Raw genomic sequence first — 19,864 nt, forward strand, 5'->3', positions numbered from 1 at the left:
ATGAAATTTCTATAACTTACTGTTCATGATCAATAGACGCAGCGACTTCTCTATGACCTCGTTCTTCTTGATCCATCAACCTATTATTTGCAATTAACAGCTCGCCATCTTGATCCTCAATACGCTTTTGTAAAGCCAATTTTGATTTACTGAGCTCCGCCTCTATCGTTTTTAATTTAGTGATATTTACAAAAGTGATTACTACACCATCACTTTTACCATTCAATGTGCGATAAGGCAAGATGGACGCATTGAACCAATTACCATCGCGAGACAATATCTGTTTTTCAACTGAAATCAGCGTGCTTTGCACCTGCCTAACATCATCTGTTAGTTCAGTATAAATAAGATCTGACACGATGTCAGTAACTGGTCTTCCTACGTCGCTTGGTATAAGCCTTGAGACTACAGTCATTTGATTGGTAAAGCGTTTAACAAGCAAATCATTATCCAAAAACAAGGTGGCAATCTTAGTGCTATCCATTAGATTTTTCATATCATTTGTGACAAGTGACAGGCCGTCTAACTTATCCTGTAATTCAAAATTGATTGTCTTGAGCTCTTCATTTGAGGACTGTACTTCTTCCTTGGTTGTGGTAAGTTCCTCGTTCGTCGACTGAAGTTCTTCATTGCATGACTGTAGTTCCTCGTTGCTTGATTTGAATTCTTCTTGAGATATCTGCATTTCTACACTAGTAGCTTGCCACATTTGTCGAGCTTGTAGTAGCTCTCGCTCTAGTTCCCCATTCCGCTTATTACTGATAGGTGTTTGTCCAGTTACGCTTGTTTTTTCGCATACAGTAGGAGTTGCTACGTCGGTAAAAACAATCATTACCATCCCTCGCAGCGTCTCTGGCTCTTTAAGCGGATTTACTGTAATATCTACCCTCAGCTCTCCACCTTCATTTAGCACAATAGCACCCTTGGAAGTAACCACTTCTTTTCCACGAACAGCCTTGTAGAAAGCGTCATTCAGTTTATAGTTTAACCCTTCACGGGCCATGACAAAAATATTCCAATTAACCTTACCGGCGGCAGGTTCCAGGTACTTACCCGTTCTCCCAGTAATGTTGAGAATATCACCTTTACCATTAACAAGAACTGCAGCCGGTGAATAATATTGCAATACCAGCTTATCAGCTAGAGACTGCATGTTTTGAACCTCTTCCGACGGCTGGTTCGCTTCTGGTTGATACGGTGCAAAGGAGTTAGGAAATTCTATAGGCTCCTTCTGAATTAAAGGCCTAAGCCTCTGATAAATTCGCGATTTGAGATCAAGTGGGTTAAAAAGATCAGTAAAGTTCCCTACTGATTCCGCACTTCCTAAAAATAAAAATCCACCACTATTAAGACTGTAATGAAAAAGAGGAATTAACTTTTTCTGAATCTCTGGTGTCAAGTAGATAAGTAAGTTCCTGCAAATCATTATATCAACCTTTGTAAATGGAGGATCCTTAATCATGTTTTGCTGAGCAAATATGACCATATCCCGAATTTCCTTAACAACCTGATAGCCACGGTCCACCTTGCTAAAATACTTACTTAAACGTTCGCTGGAAATATCTTTTGTGATATTTTCAGAGAAAACCCCTTCCCGTGCTTTATCAATGGCTTCGGAGTCTAGATCAGTAGCAAAAATCTGAATAGAAAAGTCTTTGAAAGGCTTTAATTTATTTATCACCTCTTTAAAGACAATTGCTAAAGAGTAAGCCTCTTCGCCAGTAGAACAGCCAGAGATCCAAACTCGAACCGTATCAGTTGGCGACCTCTGTGCTAAGAGTGCAGGTATAACTTTGTCTTTTAGCAATTCCCACTCCACCTGTTCACGAAAGAAATTGGTAACCCCAATTAAGAATTCTTTAAATAACACTTCCAATTCTTGAGGATTCTTCTTTAAAAAGCCCACATATGTAGCTATATCATCAAATTGGTGAATACCCATGCATCGTTCAATCCTACGTTGTATAGTGTTTCTTTTATATGAAGAAAAATCATGCCCTGTGTATGATCGTAACATAGCTATAATATTGTCGAAGTAACCATTTAGTTTTTCTATCTGGTCCTGACCTTCCGCAACCATATTTGTCTTTTGTTCTATATAAGAAATAATTTTTGAAGGCATTATCTCTACAGTCGATATAACATCTGCTACTTCTGTCTTAATAGCGCTACGAGGCATGCCATCATACTTAGCAGAGGAAGGTTCTTGAATAAATACACCTCCGCCTTTCTCCTTAATTTTTCTAATTCCCGCCGTACCGTCACTGCCCATACCCGATAGTATTACACCAACACTCCTCTCCCGCTTATCATTCGCAAGTGAGCAAAAAAAGAAATCTATAGGCAGATGCAGAGCGCTGGGCTGCCTATAATCAGAAATATGTATCACGTTATGTTTAATAGTCATATCCTTATTTGGTGGAATTATGTAGACTTTGTCCGGCTCCACAAATATGTTTTCATAGGCCTGTACCACTTCCATACTTGTATCGCCCTGAAGTAACTCTACCAAAATATCCTTACTATCATTCTCCATGTGCTGAACTATAACATAAGCCAAGCCGCTATTTTTAGGCACATTAAGAAGAAAATCTGACAGAGCTTCCAATCCCCCTGCAGAGGCACCTATGCCAACAATTGAAAAGTCTGTTTTTGTTGTATCTATTTTAATATCATCACTACCATAATTTTTAGTCCCTACTTTTGTATCACTGTTCTTATTCTTTTTCATAGTAGCCCTCCATTAACAGATTTATGTACATATTATTATAACAAATTGTTTGTAACCAAAGTATAATAGTATTTAAACTTCTATATTTTTAAAATAATCTATTTTAATGATACATACACAAGTCGATCTAATTTAAAGAGTAAATATCGGAAAACTCAATATCTATTCTCTCAATCCTTTCTTGCGATTCAGATTCAAACTCAAACACCTCAAATATATCATTATCTTTAGGAAGCACTATTATTGGAAGTACAATAATAAACTCTGTTCCTTTGCCGTATTCGCTCCTTACTGAAATTGTACCCCCATGTAACTCGACAAGTGATTTCACTATGGAAAGTCCTATACCACTACCTTCCTGTTTTCGTGTAAGTGACCTATCTACCTGTCTAAACCTATCAAAAATTATATTTAACTTATCAGGCGGAATTCCTATTCCTGTATCTTTTATGGATATTATAATGTTTTTCCCTTTATCATACATATTCACTTTCATACTCCCACCTGATCTTGTGAACTTTATCGAATTGGAAAGTAGATTTAGTATCACCCTTTCAATCTTTTCTGGATCGCAAGACATTATACACTCCTCTATATCAGTATCAAAAATTAATTTAATAGATTTAGTTTTAATATACTCGGCTACTGACATAGTAACACTCTCCACAACATTTACAATATTACAATTCTGTAAATGTAGATTAAAAAAACCTGCATCAAGTTTTGTAATATCAATCATATTATTAACGAGTCTTAATTGCCTATAACAATTCTGCTTCATTATGCCAATATATTGTTTAAATTTTCTCTCTTTCTCATTAACTTCACTACCAGTTGTATATTTATCCAAAAGCTGCAAAGTACATAAAATTATATTTAAGGGCGTTCTCAGTTCATGAGAAAGATTACTGAAAAACTCCGTCTTTAAAGTTTCCGATAAAATTGTTTCATCTAATAGTTTTTTGTTTGTTATATCCACAAGAGATAAAACAACCCCTTTAATTAAATTGTCAAATGTACAGTATGGTGCGCATTTCAATAAATACCAACTACCATTTTTACTTTCAATTTCCTTCTCATATAACATATGACTACTCAATACTTCAATTGCACCTATATTTAAATCATCATTGATGAGATTATTTGATATATCATGCATTGGACGCCCAATATCTTGTACCTTAAGGTTTATCTCTTTAGTAATACTAGGTGTAAACTTTCTTATACAAAGTTTGTCATCTAGAAAAATAGTTCCAATATCTGTACTATTTAAATAGTTTGTCACATCACTATTTAGATCAGACAATTCTTGATTTTTATGTTGATACTGGGTATTGATTTTTAACAATTCATCATTTACTGCTTTAAATTCTTCGTTTGCACTCAGTAGTTCTTCGTTATAAACAAGATGCTCCTCATTCGATGATTGAAGACATTCCTTAGTATGCTGCAATTCATCTTCAAGTCTCATAATCTTTTCAGTTAATATTTTTTCTATTTCATATTTGTTTATAACATTTTTATCTACATTGTGATCCCTACAATCTAGACTTATACTTGGATTTCTATTTTTCATAATGCGCACCTCCTTTTGTTTTATTATTTAAATAATCATATTATTAATCATAACATCAGTCTATTTATTCTTTAATACATATTATATTTCTACAAATATACATACCTTCCTTTAATTATAGTGTTTTTACCACTATAATTCATTCGCAACTTTCGTCAAACTCTGCGCATATAAAAACATGATATATACCTTTTTTAAATTTAAAAGGCCACGTTGAAATTAATTTCAACGTGGCCTTCAATGCATAAATCTTATATTAAATCATCTCCTGCGGAGCTGAAATTAACGACTTCAGAAGGAGATTTATATTCCCACTGAAGTTTTCTATTTATTAGAGTATACAACTCCCACTTATAAAAGTAGGAGACTTTCCTTCTAAAATGTCGTTAAACTTTTTCCATTTGTTCTTATTACTTCTTTATACCAATTAAAGCTTTTTTTCTTGTATCTTTCTAAAGTACCTGTACCATCATTATTACGGTCTACATATATGAAACCATAACGTTTCTTAAATTCTGCAGTTGATGCACTAACAAGATCAATACAGCCCCATGAGGTGTACCCCATTACATCTACCCCATCTTCTATTGCCTTGGCTACCTGAACCAAATGATCATTTAGATATTTAATTCTATAATCATCATCAACCGTTTTATTTCCATCTTTACCAATTACTAATTCGTCAACAGCACCTAACCCATTTTCAACAATAAATAGTGGTTTTTGATATCGATCATAGTAAAGATTAAGAATATATCGCAATCCCTTTGGATCTATTTGCCATCCCCACTGCGAAGATTCTAAATATGGATTTGGGACTCCTGAAATTATGTTTCCGCTTACTCCTTTTGCCTTTGTTAAATCTGAGGTTGCACAAGAGCTCATATAGTAACTAAATGAAATAAAGTCTACTGTATTTTTGAGAACCTCAACATCTCCCGGTTCCATAATAATTTTTATATTATTATCTTTAAAATATTTATCCATATATTTAGGATATACTCCCCTTACATGAACGTCTGCAAAATATAAGTTTTCCCTATCTTGTTTCATTGCTTCAATTACATCACTAGGATCAGGAGTTAATGGATAATTGGGCACTCCAAGAATCATACACCCGATTTTTGCACCAGGCATCATTTCATGTCCAATTTTAACTGCCATTGCACTTGCTACTAATTCATGATGAATTGCTTGATATAAATCCTGTTTTGTTAACTTTTCTTTATCTGTAAATATACCACCGCTCATATACGGTTGGTGCAATACTGAATTAATTTCATTAAATGTAAGCCAATATTTCACCTTATTCTTGTACCTATCAAAGATTGTTTTGCAATAGTTTTCAAAAAATCCTATAAGCTTTCTGTTTACCCAACCATCATAATTCTTAGATAAGGCAAGAGGCGTCTCATAATGAGAAATTGTAACCAGTGGCTCCATCCCATATTTTAAACATTCATCAAATAAATCATCATAAAATTGTAACCCTTTCTCATTAGGCATGGCATCATCACCATTCGGAAATATTCTAGACCATGCAATAGATGTCCTAAATGTCTTAAATCCCATCTCAGCAAATAATTTGATATCCTCTTTATATCTATGATAGAAATCAATACCTATTAATTTCAAGTTATCTTCTGTTGGTTCTTTTGTGATTTTCCCAATGATGCCTCTTGGTGCTATATCTTGCGTTGATAGACCCTTACCATCTTCATTATATGCCCCTTCACATTGATTAGCAGCAACTGCTCCACCCCATAAGAATCCTTTTGGAAATCTTTCTGTATTACTTTGCATTTTTAGTTCCTCCTATTATTCATTACTTTTTACTTACTCATTTTTTATATTCCAAATTATTTTTTAACTATATAATAGTTAATAGTGTTTCGCCCTTTTTAATTTGTTTTATGTTACTTGCCAAAACATCTGAATAATTGTCAGTATTTGTTATAATGATAGGTGTTATAACTTCATATCCTGCTTCTTTTATTTTGTCTATATCAAATTTAACTAATAGGTCACCTTTTTTCACTCTATCTTCTTGTTTAGCTATTTGGGTAAAATATTTCCCTTCTAATTGAACCGTATTTAATCCAATATGAATCAATATTTCAGCGCCTCCATCAGACATAATTCCAACAGCATGTTTTGTTGGAAATATTGCTTTGATAGTTCCATTTACTGGCGATACAACCTCACCAATTGTTGGCTCTATAGCAATTCCTTTTCCCATTGTTCCTGCTGAAAAAACAGGATCGTTTACGAATGATAACGATTTTACTTCTCCAGTTAATGGACTAACAATAATCTCTTTTTTTAATAATAATGATTTATCTCCATCATTCAACTCATCATTAGCTTTTATTCTTTTATCTTTACTTTCATATCCAAATATTATAATAAGAAGTGCTACCATAATAAAGGGAACTGCCATAGCAATTACATACATAGGCATAGGCGAAAATGCTGGAGTTGATAATACACTAGGGAACGCAAAAACTTTTTCTTGTACTCCTAATACTCCACTAACTGCTCCACCGATAGCTCCAGCAATAGCAACATATGGAATAGTACGCTTAAAACGTAATAGCAACCCATAAATTATAGGTTCTGTTACTCCTGAGAGTAACGCTGGTAACAATGCAGCTCCTGAGAGTGTTTTTAATTCTTTATCTTTTGTTTTTACAAAAATACCAAAAGCCAAACCCATTTGAGCAAAAACAGCGGCTGCGGCCATTGCATAAATCGGATCACCACCAGATGCAATATTTGATAAAATAATAGGCACTAACCCCCAATGAAGCCCAAGTACAGTTAAAAATGTCCAAGCAGTACCCATAACAGCCCCTGTTAATATGCCACTTTTACCACTTAAAAATGTAACCCCTGCTCCAATAGCATTTCCAGCATAAACACCAAAAGGTCCAAAGGCTATTACAGTTAAAGGCACCATAACCATCATAGATATCATAGGTACTAAAAACATTTGTACATCTTTGTATATAACTTTCTTAAGTAGTCTTTCAAATACTGCAAAAATACTAACAGCTATAAAAATTGGAAACACAGTAGATGAATAATTCATTAATACAACAGGTATTCCAATAAACGAAGTAGTTTTGCCTACAAGAAGCAGCGCTGTAATATTCGGTTCTAAAAGAGCCGCTCCAATGATACCTCCCACATATGGATTAGCCTCTAATTTAATAGCACAAGTAATACCCAGGAATATTGGTAAAAAATAGAAAATAGCGTTTGCTGCTGCAGACAAAATGCTATACGTTCCACTATGAACAGATAACAAACCTGTCATTGTAAGAACTGTAAGTAATGCCTTCAACATACCTGAACCAGCAAGCGCTGGAATTAGCGGTGAAAAACTTCCTGAAATAACTCCAAAAATCTTTGAAGAGACTGATTCTTTTTCTGTTACTTCATCTTCTGAATCAGACTTCACACCAAAACTTGCAATTTTCATTATTTCTTTATAAACATCAGAAACATCACTTCCAATAACTACTTGAAATTGTCCTCCACTTTCAACTACACTTAAAACACCATTTGTTTTCTCGAGTTCAATCTTATTTGCTTTTTTCTTATCTCTTAATTTAAATCGTAATCTAGTAGCACAATGAACAACACTTAATACATTCTTTTCTCCCCCAACCAACTTAAGAATTTGACTTGCTAAATTATTATAGTCCATTTAATTCACCCCTTAATTTAATTTTTCTAAAATTTATAAAAAAAAGACCTAAACTGTAAACTAAACATTCCAAGTAATTATCATGCTTTTAGATTTCTAAAAGCTAATAATATTAAATGGATTATTTAGTAAACATTTTAGGTCTTGCCTGAATCTCAGTCACAATCCTCATTTATTTACTTTATTTAATTGTATCCCGATTAACAACTCTTTGAATATGAATAGTAAGGTATACCATTTCTTCTTTTGACAATGTTGTGTTATACGCTTTTTTTAAATGAGTCTTTATTTTATTTACACATTTATACACATCGCTATACTTCTCTATTACAATGTCATATAAATATTCATCATCACTTTTAGCTGTAGTTTCATTCATCATTCGTTGAGCAAAAAACTTTAAATGAGTTACTAATCTGTGGTAGCTTAAGGACTCTTCATCAAAATCCATTTTAAAGTTATATCTAATTATATTAAGTATTTCCTGAATAACCTTTGTCATAGCTACAACTTTTGGCATATCTTGATTTAGTTCTGCATTCACAATATGAAGAGCGATCGAGGCTGCCTCATCCTCTAGTAACGTTACCTCAAGGTTTTCTTTTATAATATTAAGTGCAGTAAGTCCAATTGCATATTCTTGTTTATAAAATCTTTTTATATCCCAAAGCATAGGATTTTTTATGTTTAATCCTTGTTTGTGTCTAGTCATTGCAAAACTAATATGGTCTGTTAAAGTTAAATATATATTTTCATTTAGTTTTTTTTCTAAATTTGCTTCTGCATATTTTATTATTTCTTCTGAAATTTCTACATACTTTGCAGGAATTTCACTAATGAGATTTTTTAATCTTTCAGATACCTCTTTATTCTCTAGTGTAAATACCCTCTCAATTCTATCCTCTTCAAGTTCATCTCCAGCTCTTTTTTTAAAAGCTAATCCCAGCCCCATAACAACTATTTCCCTATTATCATTATTCATTACAGTAACAGCATTATTATTCAATACTTTTTTTATTTTCATTATTAACACCACTTTATATAATTATATTTTATATAATTTCGAATAATATTAATTGTTTTTTTAATATTACAGTTTTAAAAGTAAAAAACCCAAATTAAAATCAAACACTTATAAACTCGCTATAAGTATGTTTCACATTAACCTAGGTCTTGCCTGAATTATCAGTCACAATCCTGTTAGACATTATTTAGTTTATAAAATTATATTATCACTTAATGTAAAGGTTGTCAACATAAAAGAATACACTGTAGAATTTTTTCTACAGTGCATTTTTTTTACATTACTTCATTATCTAAATTTGCACCCGCAAACTGACTATTATAAAGATCTGCATAAAATCCATTTTTAGCAAGAAGTTCATTATGATTACCCATCTCAATAATACTTCCTTTATCCATAACTAAAATTAACTCTGCATCTTTAATTGTAGAAAGTCTATGTGCAATTACAAAACTTGTTCTATTTTGCATAAGTTCTGTCATAGCCCTTTGTATATAAACTTCTGTTCTAGAGTCGACACTACTTGTAGCCTCATCCAGTATCATAATAGTTGGATTAGCAAGTATTGCTCGAGCTATAGTTAGAAGCTGTTTTTGACCTTGTGATATATTAGAAGCTTCTTCATTTAGTATTGTATTATATCCATCCGGAAGAGTCTTAATAAAGTGATGTGCATGAGCAGCTCTTGCTGCCTGCATAGCTTCTTCATCCGTTGCTCCCTCTCTACCATAGGCAATATTCTCCATTATAGTCCCATTAAATAACCAAGTATCCTGAAGTACCATCCCGAACATGCTACGTAACTCGCCACGTTTTATATCTCTTATGTCAACTCCATCAATTGAGATTTTACCAGCATCTATCTCATAGAACCTCATAAGCAAGTTAACAAGTGTAGTTTTACCAGCACCAGTTGGTCCAACAATTGCAATTGTATGGCCCCTCTTTACATCAATATTCATATCTTTAATAAGTGATTCTTCTTTTTTGTAACTAAAATCAACATGTTCAAACTTAACTTCGCCTTTTGGAAGTTCAATTACCTTAGACTCCGAAGTTTCTTCAATCTCTTCAACTTCATCTAATAATTCAAAAATACGTTCAGCGGATGCTACTGTTGATTGAATGATATTAGCAATATTTGCAGTTTGAACTATTGGCTGAGTAAATTGATTAGAGTATTGAATAAAGGCTTGAATATTACCTATTGTAATTTTTCCTTGTGTTGCTAAATATCCACCGACAACACAGACTACTACATAACCTATATTACTAACAAATCTCATCATAGGCATTATTACCCCCGATATAAATTGAGCTTTCCAGCCTGCATTGTATAACCTGTCATTAATATTTCTAAACTCCTGTACTGAGTCCTTCTCATGTCCAAAAGATTTAACAATCTTGTGACCAGTATACATCTCTTCAACATGACCATTAAGTTCTCCAATTTCCTTTTGTTGTGCTGCAAAATATTTTTGTGATCGTTTTGCTACAAATGCTGTCACAACAATATATAATGGTAATGTTAAAATTACAACTAAAGTCATAAGTGGGCTTATTGTGAGCATCATAACTACAATACCAATGATTGTGACAATAGATGTAATAAGCTGAGTAAGACTTTGTTGAAGAGTTGTTGATATATTATCAACATCGTTTGTTACACGGCTTAATATCTCACCATGAGTTTTTGAATCAAAGAATTTAAGTGGTAATCTAGATAACTTATCTTCAACTTCCTTACGTAAATTATATACAGTTTTTTGTGCAACTTCAGCCATTATATATTGTTGAAGAAATCCAAAAATCGTACTTATTACATATAACCCAAGTAATAAAAGAATAATGTTTCTTATATATGTGAAATCTATCATTCCACCATTTATATCCATTATTTTAGATACTTCTGCCTTAATTTTATCAAGGCCTCCAATTACCTTTGGACTGTTTGCAGCTGCAGGATTAGCTTTTATTACAGCCGATATTTTATCTTGCTGTGCATGTAATTGTAATAACCCATATTTATTCATCATACCATCAACTAATTTAGTTATAGCTTTTCCTGAAATCTTAGGTCCTACTATTGTAAAAACGGTACTGAAGATTGCAAATATAAAAACTAAGATAAAGTTGGTTCTTTGTGGTTTTAAGTAACTTAAAAGCCTTTTTAATGTACCTTTGAAGTCTTTGGCTTTTACTTTAGGACCTGCAAAAGATCCCATTGGTCCACCACCCATACCCCCGCTTGGTTTATTGTTCTTATTTTTTTCACTCATGATAATTCCTCCTCTGAAAGCTGTGAAGATACAATTTCATGGTATATCTTACAACTGGTTAAAAGTTCCTTGTGAGTTCCTATTCCTGCTATTAAGCCGTCATCTATTACTATAATTCTATCTGCATCCATAACTGTTGCAACCCTTTGTGCAATAATTATTACAGTAGATTTTGATGTTTCTTTTTTAAGTGCTGCTCGTAGTTTTGCATCAGTTTTAAAATCAAGTGCTGAAAAACTATCATCAAATATATATATTTCAGGTTGTCTAACTAAGGCACGTGCTATAGATAAACGTTGTTTTTGTCCACCAGAAACATTTGTACCTCCCTGGGCAATAGGATGATCATACCCTTCTTTCATTCCATTGATAAAGTCAGTAGCTTGTGCTACTGTGGCTGCATGCTTAATTTCCGCAGTGGTAGCATTATCTTTACCATATTTAATATTCTCTGCAATTGTTCCAGTAAAGAGAACAGTATTTTGAGGAACAAAACCTATTTTAGATCTTAGGCTTTCCTGACTCATTTCGCGAACATCTACCCCATCAACTAATATTGCACCACTAGTGACATCATAGAAACGCGGTATTAAGTTTATAAGAGTTGACTTACCAGAACCAGTACCACCAATAATAGCTGTTGTTTCACCTGGTCTTGCACTAAATGTTATATTACTAATGGCTGGTTGATCTGCACCTGGGTAGCTAAATGTAACATCCTTAAAATCAACATATCCACTTTGTTTATCAGCTAATTTAGTATTCTTTGAATCAATTATTTCTGGGTCCATATCTAATACTTCATTTATTCTTATTGCAGATGCTTGCGCTCTTGGTATCATTATAAATACCATAGCAAGCATTAAGAATCCGAATAAAATTTGCATTCCATATTGTATAAATGCTATTAATGAACCGACTTCCATGCCTCCAGTATCTATTCTTTTAGCACCAAACCAAATAATAGCAACTGTTGTAACATTCATAATAAACATCATTATTGGCAATAAAAAAGCCATGATTTTATTTACTTTTACAGCATTATTCATAAGATCAGTGTTAGCATCATCGAATCTAGCCTTTTCAGTCCTTATACGATTGAATGCACGTACAACTCTAATACCAGTAAGTGATTCACGTAATACAAGATTTAATTTATCTATTTTAACTTGCATTAATTTAAATAACGGCATAGCGAATTTAAGAGTTATTCCAATGATAATTCCAAGAAGCGGAATTACAACTGCAAAAATCCAAGTTAAAGTTGCATCCTCTCTTAAAGCCATAACAATACCACCTATGGCAGTTAAAGGTGCAAAAAGCATAATAGAAAAAATCATTACTGTTGCTGTTTGAACCTGAGTAACATCATTTGTAGTCCTTGTTATAAGTGTTGCAGTACCAACCTTATCAAACTCGTGTAGCGAAAATCCTTCAACTTTTTCAAATAATTTGTTACGAACGATTTTGCCAAGCCCAACAGCTGTCTTAGACGATAGAAATGCAGCTATAATTGAACATATAACACCACCTGCTGAGATTATCAGCATAATAGCACCTATTCTCATAATATAATCTATCCCTTTATAAGCTCCACTATATCCTAGGAATGAAATACTTTGAACTACATTTTTTTGAACTATACCTTTATCTATTATATCCGCCATTAATGTTGGCAAATAAAGATTCGCAAGTACCTGAATAAAAATTAATATAACTATTGCAATTATGTGTACTGTATATTGTTTAAGAAATCTAAATAATTTAATCAAAAGTGTCATCTCCATTCATTGTTATTGTTTTATTTTTCTTGATCTTTTAGAAGTTTTTTTAGTACGTCTAAGCCCTCAAATATTTTATGAATCTCCTGTGCATTTCCTTTACTCATTACGTCTGCAATGTTTTTTTCAAACTGTTTATGGAAAGTTTTATGCATGTCTTCAAAATTTGGCGCTATACTTACATAAACTACTCTCTTGTCCTTCTCACTTCTTTCGCGTACTACCATTTTCTGCTTCTCAAGCCTGTCTATAATTCCAGATACTGTACTATTTGATAAACAAAGCTCATTGCTAAGTTCAGTTATCTTCATCTTCTTTTTTTTACTTAAAAGTCCTAAAACCATCCCTTGAGGTGCAGACATACCTGTATCACATAATACTTTTGACATGCTATGTTTAAATAACTGCATAACCTCTTGAAAAAGTCTTGCAACTTCTATACTTTCATTCAATGTTTCCACTTAATCACCACCTTGAATATATTTCGTATACAAATGTTTCGTGTACGTATATTTAGCTTGCGAATTATATTATAATCCCATAAATATCTTATGTCAATACATTTCAAAAAAATAAATGGACACACGCTAACATCTGCCCATCAAACGGTTTACAGCTATACACTGTAAACATTTTCAAATATTTCATTGAGATTTTTTAATCATATATAGTCATTTTAAACTTCCCTTTTAATCCTCTAAAACCATATTATGTAATAATTTTCAATTATGTTCGATGTTATTAATATATCTAACAGAAAAAAGATAACACCTTGGGGGTAAGCCCTTAGTATTATCTTTTTTTCTATTTACTTATAATGATGCCAGTGTAGCACACCGTATTTTTAGTTCTTATGAAAGTCACTCCAGTGGTTTCTTGCTTCATTATCTTAGTATTCAACGCCTCTTAAAGCTAATCCTTTAGATTTAGCCATTGGTATATATGCAGATGCTTCTGTATCAATTAATAAATTTTCAATATTAATTGGTTTTATATTTCCTTTACCTACTTCTAGAAGGCTACCCACGATAATTCTTACCATATTCCAGAGGAATTCATCAGCATTAATTTCTATTTCAATAATATCTTCTTCTAATTCTATTATATTAATATAATTAATAGTTCTTATAGTAGACTTAATGTTTGTAGGTGCTGTTGCTAAATACTGAAAGTCATGAGTACCAACTAAATATCCTGCTGTATTTCTCATTTCTTCTAAATTAAGTAGCCTCTCAGAGTTATAAACATATTTTCTATTAAACACATTTCTTAATTCACTATTACTTATTTTATACACATAAGTAATTGATTTTATATTATATCCTGAATTAAATTTTTCACTTGCACGATCCATAGACTTTACTACTATATCATCTGGTAAATCTCCATTAAGATAATCCATAATAGCCTCTATACTTAAATCACAGTCGGTATGGAAATTGGCCACATAGTTCTCAGCATGCACACCTATATCTGTTCTCTCGCAACCTGTAACCTCTACAGGTTCCCCTACCATTTTAGATAATGCACTTTCAATTTTACCTTCAACTGTTAAATCGTTATCTGGTTGTTTCTGCCATCCTTTATATCTACTTCCATCAAATTCTAATATCATTTTTAAATTTCTCATATATATCCGCCTTTACCTTATTTATTAACCAACTCTCCTATTTTTATTGCAAGTCACATAGAAGAAATTCAGGGGGTTATCATGCTAATGTATTGGTTCTTGACTTTGCATAGAAAACCCATCAACCATTATATCTAATCTTTCCTGTGTATCCTCTATTATCTCTACAGGTTTTAGTTTTTTTATTATTCCAAAAGGTTCCTTTAATGATAGTTTATCACCACGTCCTGATATAACCCACAATGTTTTATAACCCTTTGGTAATACATCCAGCTTTTCTTCGCCTTTTCCATCTGTAAAATATATTAGTATATTAGTATCTGTACCATTTACATACTTAAACACAGGTGTAAATTTCGTACCACCACGACTAGTACATCGTTCTCTTATACTATTAATAGATTTAACCTTGTATACCTGCCGTATTTGCGTATCACATTCAATCAAAGTTATTTCATGTTTATAAGTTTTTACTATATTAAAGACTTCCTTTATTGCACCCTTAAACTCCTCATCGCTTATACTACCGCTTACATCTATAGCCAAGGTAATTCTAGCAGTATGCCCCCTAAGTTCTCCTCTCAGATCCAATCTGTTAGGTTGACGCCTACTTCTTCTTGCAACAGTCTTCTTTTTATCACTTTCTAATGTTCCCATAATCTTTTTCAAATACAAATTCCAAGGAATATCACCTTTTTCGTTCCTTAGTCCCTTCAAAATTCCCTCTAAATAAAGAGGTACTTTGCCTTTTTCTGATAACATCGCATATTTCTGCGTAAAATTTTCGAGAGTTTCTTCGTCTACTTCTATAGATTCTTCCCATAAATCATGAGTTTTACTAGCATCATATTCTTTTTTTATATGCTTATCCTTAGAGTCATCCTCTCCACTTTCATCATCTTCCTCTAATAGATCCAAGGCTTTCTGGATTTCTTTTGCATAATATTCCATGCCCATATATTGTTGAAGACTTAATCTATACTTTGAATTTATACTGTCTATCGTTATAGAAAATGGTGGAAGATAATCTAAATATTGATTTACTACTATATCCATAGCCATATTAATAGCCAAGGTGCTATATTTTGTTTTAAGGCCTCTTGCACGTTTTAAATGAAAGGATAATATGTGATAAATCTCATGTTTTATACTGCTTTTCATCTGCTCTGCTGTAAGGTTTAAAAAGATATAGGGATTAAAGTAAATAACATACCTAGATAATTTAAAATTCACAGCTGTTGGAGAGCTTATATCATATTTTATATCTCTAGACATTTGAAGCAAAAAATAGCCATAGAAATTGTCCTTATCCTCTATTAACATAAAATTAACCATTGTAATGAGTTTCAAGAAGTCCTTCGAAAAATTGCTTGGCATATCCCTTATGCTTTTCACATTAGAAATTTCATCATAAAGCTCACTTTTAAGGATTTCAAATTTTTTTCCCATAATTTCACCTAGCCTTTTATCTGATTATAGGCCTTAAAATACATTTCAACGAAGGCTTCATTTTCTAAACACAGCTTATAAACATTATTACTACTTTCTTTAATATCCTGCATAATTCCTACACCTAAATCCACAGGATAAATACCCAATAATTCTATAAACCTCTTTATATCGCTGTCTAGAATCGCTTTATTATCCAATGTATAAATTATATTTTTTGCTGTTAAATATAACCTAGTGTGGGTTTCATTTTTCATCTTAGTTATTATTTCTTGTGATAATACCTCACCTGCAAACACATCATCAAAAGAAATTAACGTCTCATTGTCTTCCTGCGTAAATGACATAAACTCATTCGCTATCCTATTGCCTATATTTCCCTTTATTATATTAAGAAATATTCTTTTAGGAATAGTGTTTTTATTTTCCTTGTATATTTTATATACTTTAGAAACCCGCTCGTAACTTCTAGGTGTCGCTCTTATTTGCTCATCCTTTTGATTATTTAGTAGATATTCCGGAAATGTAGATATGAATTCTATAACTTTTTGCTCTAGGTTATTTTCTATAGCCCATGAAATCCAAGCTTTAGAGTCACATTCCATATGTAATAAAACAAATCTATTTTCTTGCGCTGCATCCATATCAACTACTTGATAATCGAAATCTTCACCATATTTGCTAGAAGGATTCATTGCTGCTAATATTTTTACTCTATTGTCCAACTTATATCCATTTATCTCTCTATTTAATATTAGATTCATAAGTTCCTGTTGCACTGTGTGCTCACAACGATTTATTTCATCAATAAATAAAAACACTTCTTTACCATCATTTATTAATTTATCTATCTCCTGTAGTTTTGTGTGAACCGCATAAACAGTGCTTTTTGATTGAACCTCCTTGCCATTTATATCTTTAAAACTATAATCCTCAACTGTTGGAAGTCCCCCTATTTCACCTTCTTTTAATAGGTTACCATCTATAATAACTAAGCTCCAACCTTTATTTTTTGAAAGTGTTTTCGCAAGTGCTGTTTTTCCAATACCACTCTCACCTACAATTAAAGGCACTTCATTCGTTTCTATAACAAGTTCTACACTTAACATAGTATCTTTTAAATTCATTAGTTCATCCCTTCTTACATCATATTCAGTTTTTCATCAACTGCTATTTTTTTGCATGTTTTGCTACCATATTTATAAATAAAGATTATTTTATCCATAGATATGTTACCGTATTTCTCATTTATACTGTCGCAATTTATGAAATCTCTCACATAATTGTCCCTTACAGTTTCTTTAGATAACACCTCTTTAAAAGCCATCTCTACACTATCCATTGAGAGATCATTAATAATGTATTTCATTACCAATGCATTGCTTTTTAAAAACAATATCTTTTTATTGTCATCTATATTTTCTATAAACCTTATAGCTGATTCATTTTCGCGTATTGCCAATACCTCAGCGTTTAATGTTGCATTTTTTATATACCTTAAAGCAACATAATTTATTCTTATAGCAAAAAATTGTATTTCTTCACTTGGTTTTTCTATATATTTTATAGAATCATAATCTTTTTCTATAGCTATTTTTTGAAGTTTTTCACTTGGATTTTTAGCGTATTTTATTGCATATCCCTTTTGCTTCATACCAATTATTATCAATTCTTCTGAAGGGTTATCAATAAATTCTAAAGTATTCCATATTTTTGACACAACATATTTTTTCATATCATAAGTTGGTTCCTTTATAAACTCAATTACCCGTGGATTGCTTTGTATTGCTAAATCCTCCATTTCACTTGTAGGATTTTTTATATAGCGTATCATTATACCATCTTTTTTTATCGCCATAAGCTTCATCTCATCACTAGGATTTTCAATATTTTTTATAACAATTGGGTTAGTCTTTATCATCTCAAGAACTTTGTCTTCTCTCATATTATTGCACCTCTTTGCAAGACATTGTGTGCTTGCTACTTTTTTTTAAATGTCTTATTAATTTATGTTAATTATAACATAAAAAAATTAAATTATAATTTAAGACACAATAAAAAAAGAGATATTTCTATCTCTTTATAAATTAATCAAAATTTTAAAATTATTAATCCAAAATACCGTTGCCCCAATTTTTACACCTATCTTTATGATAGGTGGGTGTCCTCAGAGATGTATAACAGTCCTTGCCAATTAAAAATTGGTCTTATAAGCCAAATGCACATCTAGATCTCGAACTCCCGTATAAATATTGTAGGTTGAAAATAAGAGCTTGACGAATACCCCAGAAATATAATTTTTAAAATATTTGAATACGTTTAATTTGTTTTGTTAATTTTATTATATCAGAATTAAATTAAAATTCAATAGTATTTTATGATTTTTTTAAAATAAATATACTTAAATTTACTTAATAATATTTTATTTATCAATCATCTCTTTAAATTTGCATCACAATAATAATTATTATAATTTCTACATAAATACAAATTATAAATATGGAGATACTATTATTAAAGAAGGTGTTATTATGAATGAAGGTCTAATGGTTCTTGTAAGAGGAGTCATCGGCTTTTTTACGTTATTGATATTTACTCGTGTTCTCGGGAAACAACAAGTTAGTCAGCTAACTTTTTTTGATTATGTAGTTGGTATAACTATAGGTTCCACAGCCTCTACTTTAACTACAGACTTAACTAGTAGAGCTTGGCCTCACTGGGTAGGTTTAATTACCTGGACTGTCTTATGCCTTATCCTTCAATTGATAACCATCAAATCAAAAACTGCTGAAGAAATTCTAGATGGTCAGCCTACCATTATTATAACAAATGGTAAAATCCTCGAAAAATCCATGAAAAAATACCGTTATACCATAGGTGACCTTCTAGCACAGTTAAGAGATAAAGGTATTTTTGACATAAACGATGTTGCTTATGCAGTACTCGAGAAAGATGGTCAATTATCCATTTTAAAAAAGACTGAAAGTGATCCAGTTACGCCAAAAGATCTAAATATTAAAACTTCTACTGCTTGTATTGATTATGACGTTATATATGACGGCCGCATTGTACAAAACAACTTAATAATTATTAATAGGAATGAAAGATGGTTAATGAACAAACTAAAAAAACAAAATATTACTGATGTCTCTGAAGTATTTTTAGCTATATATAATCAAACAAGTGGTTTACATGTAGATCTTTATAACGATCATATAAAGCAGACAAAAAAATAAAATATAAAGGAGTAACTTAAACTATGAAAAAATTTATAACTTACTTTATACCTATAGTTACTTTAACAGTTTTTGTATTAATAATGCTTGGGGGTAACTATTTAAAAAAGCCTCAGAGCCCTTCAGAAGATGTTATCTCTTTTGTAAATCTATCCATAAAACATGCAAAAGTTGAAAATTGGGGTAAACTTGAACAAGATATCGCTAGTATTGATATTGCATGGAAAAAAGTTATACCCAGAATACAATTTAGTGTTGAAAGAGATGAAATGTATAATATAAGTTTAAACCTTGCTAGTCTCCGTGGATCAATATCTAGTAAAGATAAAGCTAGTACATTGATTGAATTAAATGAAATGGTTGAAAATTGGGATGAACTTACAAAATAATTCATTATGATATCTTTTTTTCTTAGAGGATGCCACGACCAAAGGATATATCACTAT

The 19,864-nt window shown here is 31.9% G+C and carries 14 protein-coding genes and 1 other RNA gene; 2 read left to right on the forward strand and 13 right to left on the reverse strand.

What is annotated here, in order from left to right; translation table 11 throughout:
* Positions 1-16: 16 nt before the first annotated feature.
* From A7L45_RS20085 to ssrS, 13 genes are all read right to left on the reverse strand, one after another.
* The gene (locus tag A7L45_RS20085) at positions 17-2,731 is read right to left on the reverse strand and encodes a CheR family methyltransferase (protein ID WP_071614427.1); all 2,715 of its coding nucleotides are present in this window, start codon (positions 2,729-2,731) and stop codon (positions 17-19) included.
* A gap of 127 nt (positions 2,732-2,858) precedes the next feature.
* Positions 2,859-4,307, reverse strand: coding sequence for a sensor histidine kinase (locus A7L45_RS20090; RefSeq protein ID WP_071614428.1), 1,449 nt, complete (start codon positions 4,305-4,307; stop codon positions 2,859-2,861).
* 375 nt (positions 4,308-4,682) lie between these two features.
* Complete coding sequence (locus A7L45_RS20095; protein WP_071614429.1) at positions 4,683-6,110, reverse strand: glycoside hydrolase family 1 protein; 1,428 nt, start codon at positions 6,108-6,110, stop codon at positions 4,683-4,685.
* Between the two features lie 67 nt (positions 6,111-6,177).
* Positions 6,178-8,019 (reverse strand): beta-glucoside-specific PTS transporter subunit IIABC, encoded by a 1,842-nt coding sequence (locus A7L45_RS20100; protein WP_071614430.1) that lies wholly within the window; start codon positions 8,017-8,019, stop codon positions 6,178-6,180.
* Positions 8,020-8,200: 181 nt separating this feature from the next.
* The gene (gene licT, locus A7L45_RS20105) at positions 8,201-9,043 is read right to left on the reverse strand and encodes a BglG family transcription antiterminator LicT (protein WP_071614431.1); all 843 of its coding nucleotides are present in this window, start codon (positions 9,041-9,043) and stop codon (positions 8,201-8,203) included.
* A 275-nt stretch (positions 9,044-9,318) separates the two neighbouring features.
* Complete coding sequence (locus tag A7L45_RS20110) at positions 9,319-11,322, reverse strand: ABC transporter ATP-binding protein (RefSeq protein WP_071614432.1); 2,004 nt, start codon at positions 11,320-11,322, stop codon at positions 9,319-9,321.
* On the reverse strand, positions 11,319-13,094 hold the full coding sequence (locus tag A7L45_RS20115; RefSeq protein ID WP_071614433.1) for an ABC transporter ATP-binding protein: 1,776 nt from the start codon (positions 13,092-13,094) through the stop codon (positions 11,319-11,321). Before A7L45_RS20115 ends, A7L45_RS20110 begins: the two co-directional genes overlap by 4 nt.
* 29 nt (positions 13,095-13,123) lie before the next feature.
* Positions 13,124-13,564 carry a MarR family winged helix-turn-helix transcriptional regulator gene (locus A7L45_RS20120; protein WP_071614434.1) on the reverse strand — a complete coding sequence of 147 codons (441 nt, stop codon included), beginning with the start codon at positions 13,562-13,564 and terminating at the stop codon, positions 13,124-13,126.
* 428 nt (positions 13,565-13,992) lie between these two features.
* Positions 13,993-14,733, reverse strand: a complete 741-nt coding sequence (gene truA / locus A7L45_RS20125) for a tRNA pseudouridine(38-40) synthase TruA (RefSeq protein ID WP_071614435.1) — start codon at positions 14,731-14,733, stop codon at positions 13,993-13,995.
* Between the two features lie 84 nt (positions 14,734-14,817).
* The gene (locus A7L45_RS20130) at positions 14,818-16,182 is read right to left on the reverse strand and encodes a vWA domain-containing protein (protein WP_071614436.1); all 1,365 of its coding nucleotides are present in this window, start codon (positions 16,180-16,182) and stop codon (positions 14,818-14,820) included.
* 8 nt (positions 16,183-16,190) lie between these two features.
* A complete protein-coding gene (locus A7L45_RS20135) occupies positions 16,191-17,309 on the reverse strand; it encodes an ATP-binding protein (protein ID WP_071614437.1) in 1,119 nt (372 codons plus the stop codon).
* 14 nt (positions 17,310-17,323) lie between these two features.
* Positions 17,324-18,127 carry a hypothetical protein gene (locus A7L45_RS20140; RefSeq protein WP_071614438.1) on the reverse strand — a complete coding sequence of 268 codons (804 nt, stop codon included), beginning with the start codon at positions 18,125-18,127 and terminating at the stop codon, positions 17,324-17,326.
* A gap of 161 nt (positions 18,128-18,288) precedes the next feature.
* A non-coding RNA gene (gene ssrS / locus A7L45_RS20145) (6S RNA) lies at positions 18,289-18,477 on the reverse strand.
* A 236-nt stretch (positions 18,478-18,713) separates the two neighbouring features.
* Here ssrS and A7L45_RS20150 point away from each other — a divergent pair.
* Positions 18,714-19,418, forward strand: a complete 705-nt coding sequence (locus A7L45_RS20150) for a DUF421 domain-containing protein (protein ID WP_071614439.1) — start codon at positions 18,714-18,716, stop codon at positions 19,416-19,418.
* A 23-nt stretch (positions 19,419-19,441) separates the two neighbouring features.
* Positions 19,442-19,807, forward strand: a complete 366-nt coding sequence (locus A7L45_RS20155; RefSeq protein WP_071614440.1) for a DUF4363 family protein — start codon at positions 19,442-19,444, stop codon at positions 19,805-19,807.
* The last annotated feature ends 57 nt before the right edge of the window (positions 19,808-19,864 follow it).

The sequence above is a fragment of the Clostridium estertheticum subsp. estertheticum genome (assembly GCF_001877035.1).
Lineage (GTDB): Bacteria > Bacillota > Clostridia > Clostridiales > Clostridiaceae > Clostridium_AD > Clostridium_AD estertheticum.

Coding starts and splice junctions, on each gene's coding strand:
- A7L45_RS20110 (WP_071614432.1), bottom strand. CDS start 11,322: ATGAGTGAAAAAAATAAGAACAATAAACCAAGCGGGGGTATGGGTGGT.
- A7L45_RS20150 (WP_071614439.1), top strand. CDS start 18,714: ATGAATGAAGGTCTAATGGTTCTTGTAAGAGGAGTCATCGGCTTTTTT.
- A7L45_RS20135 (WP_071614437.1), bottom strand. CDS start 17,309: ATGAATTTAAAAGATACTATGTTAAGTGTAGAACTTGTTATAGAAACG.
- A7L45_RS20100 (WP_071614430.1), bottom strand. CDS start 8,019: ATGGACTATAATAATTTAGCAAGTCAAATTCTTAAGTTGGTTGGGGGA.
- A7L45_RS20095 (WP_071614429.1), bottom strand. CDS start 6,110: ATGCAAAGTAATACAGAAAGATTTCCAAAAGGATTCTTATGGGGTGGA.
- A7L45_RS20090 (WP_071614428.1), bottom strand. CDS start 4,307: ATGAAAAATAGAAATCCAAGTATAAGTCTAGATTGTAGGGATCACAAT.
- licT (WP_071614431.1), bottom strand. CDS start 9,043: ATGAAAATAAAAAAAGTATTGAATAATAATGCTGTTACTGTAATGAAT.
- truA (WP_071614435.1), bottom strand. CDS start 14,733: ATGAGAAATTTAAAAATGATATTAGAATTTGATGGAAGTAGATATAAA.
- A7L45_RS20140 (WP_071614438.1), bottom strand. CDS start 18,127: ATGAGAGAAGACAAAGTTCTTGAGATGATAAAGACTAACCCAATTGTT.
- A7L45_RS20130 (WP_071614436.1), bottom strand. CDS start 16,182: ATGGGAAAAAAATTTGAAATCCTTAAAAGTGAGCTTTATGATGAAATT.
- A7L45_RS20085 (WP_071614427.1), bottom strand. CDS start 2,731: ATGAAAAAGAATAAGAACAGTGATACAAAAGTAGGGACTAAAAATTAT.
- A7L45_RS20155 (WP_071614440.1), top strand. CDS start 19,442: ATGAAAAAATTTATAACTTACTTTATACCTATAGTTACTTTAACAGTT.